At 66.3% G+C, this 1,648-nt stretch carries 2 protein-coding genes; both read right to left on the bottom strand.

The genetic code is table 11. The annotated features are described in order from the left end of the window. Window positions 1-23 precede the first annotated feature (23 nt). A complete protein-coding gene (locus tag JCM9942_RS15375) occupies window positions 24-641 on the bottom strand; it encodes a glutathione S-transferase family protein (protein WP_054660724.1) in 618 nt (205 codons plus the stop codon). Between the two features lie 101 nt (window positions 642-742). Continuing rightward, window positions 743-1,201, bottom strand: a complete 459-nt coding sequence (locus JCM9942_RS15370) for a cell wall hydrolase (RefSeq protein ID WP_054660722.1) — start codon at window positions 1,199-1,201, stop codon at window positions 743-745. Window positions 1,202-1,648 lie beyond the last annotated feature (447 nt).

Raw genomic sequence — 1,648 nt, 5'->3', positions numbered from 1 at the left:
GCCGTCCGCAGCGCGCCGGCCGGTCAGACCAGACCTTCGGCCTTCAGGGCGGCCTGCACCGCCGGATCGGCCTGCATGCGCTGCTCGAAGCGGTCCAGCGCATCCATGCCGGCCAGGTCGAGCTTCAGCCCGCGCGCCCAGCGCAGCGTTACATAGGTGTAGGCATCGGCGATGGACGGACGCGACGTGCCGCCGAGCCAGTCCACCTGCGCCAGACGGTCGTTCACCCGCTGGTACAGGGCCTTGAGCCTGTCGCGCGCGTTCTGCTGGGTGCGGGCGATCACCGCCTCGTCTTCCAGATACCGGGTCGAACCGAAGATCGGGTAGTACACCGGGTGCAGATCGGCGTTGACGAAGGACAGCCAGCGGTTTACTTCGGCGCGGGTGCGCGGCTCGCTGCCACCGTCCAGGCCGGCGGCCGGCGCCTTGTCGCAGATGTAGTGCAGGATCGCCGCGTTCTGGGTCAGCACCCAGCCGCCGTCTTCCAGCACCGGCACCGCGCCGGAAGGATTCATCGCCAGGAACTCGGGCGACTTCATGGTCGGCATATCCACGATCTGGACTTCAAACGGCAGGCCGGACCAGATCAGCGCGATATGGTCGGCCAGCGAGCAGGCGCCGGGCTTGGTGTAGAGCTTCATGGGAATCCTGTCGAAGGGATGGGACTCCGCATTATCGCTACAAGCGCGCTGCCGTTTGTGGCCATGCGTAGCACAGACAGTGCGCCACGCGTTCAATCTGCTCAGGAGTTGCGGGGCTTGAGCGACTGCACCTTATAGAAGGTGTGGCCGCCGATGACCGCGACCTGGTAGGCGTTGCGCCAGCTCGGGCTGGCGATGGCATGGGCGGCGAAATGGCTGGCGCCGGGCACGATCTCCTTGCGTTCGCCCACGGGCAGTGCCCAGTTGCGCTCGGCGGCAAAGGCCACGTCAACGGCTTCCGCCCAGGCATCGTTGTTGCGCAGCTGGGTGCCGGGGGCGACCAGGGTCGGGGCGAACTGCTTGCGCGCGGTCACCACCTGGCACATCGAGTCGCCCCACAGGCCGCTGTCCAGCCGCCGCAGGGCGACTTCGGCCACGGCCTGCTGGCCGCGCAGGGTCTGGTCGCGGGCTTCCAGATAGACGGTGGTACTCAAGCACAGCGAATCGGCAGCCGGCTGCGGCAACATCTGCGACAGCCAGAGAATCCAGGCCAGTTTCATAAATCTCCTTGCTCCGTATGGGCCCGCGGCAACCTGCTCCGGGAATGGAGCAGAACGGCACGTCGGACTTGGCGTTATGGGGAGGCGGCCATGGCATCGGGGCCGCCCCGTGGGCGGCTCTCCATCAGATGTGGGAGGGCCGCGCCTGGCTCACCGGGACTGGGGGTGAGCGAGAAGTGCGCGCAAGGTAGGGGGCGAATCCAAAACTCATCCTGAACGTTATTTCTTGACATTCAGGTTTGCATCTGAAGCCGAATGGGCGCCGGTTTTGCGTATTCACATTTTGGGCGGGCGCCACGCAGCACGGCGCGGAGGCCCTGATTTCCCCATTTCAGCGGGGAAAATGCGTGATACGCATCGCGTTTTCAGCGCTATAAGCCGCTCAAACAGGCCGATTGCCGGCGCCGGCCCCATCGGCCGAGCCCCGCCGGCCAAGGGGGCCGTCCG

This window comes from Stenotrophomonas pictorum JCM 9942 (genome assembly GCF_001310775.1).
GTDB classification, from domain to species: Bacteria; Pseudomonadota; Gammaproteobacteria; order Xanthomonadales; family Xanthomonadaceae; genus Stenotrophomonas; species Stenotrophomonas pictorum.
Note: the sequence above shows the minus strand (reverse complement) of the source record. Positions and strands in the feature narration are given on the sequence as shown.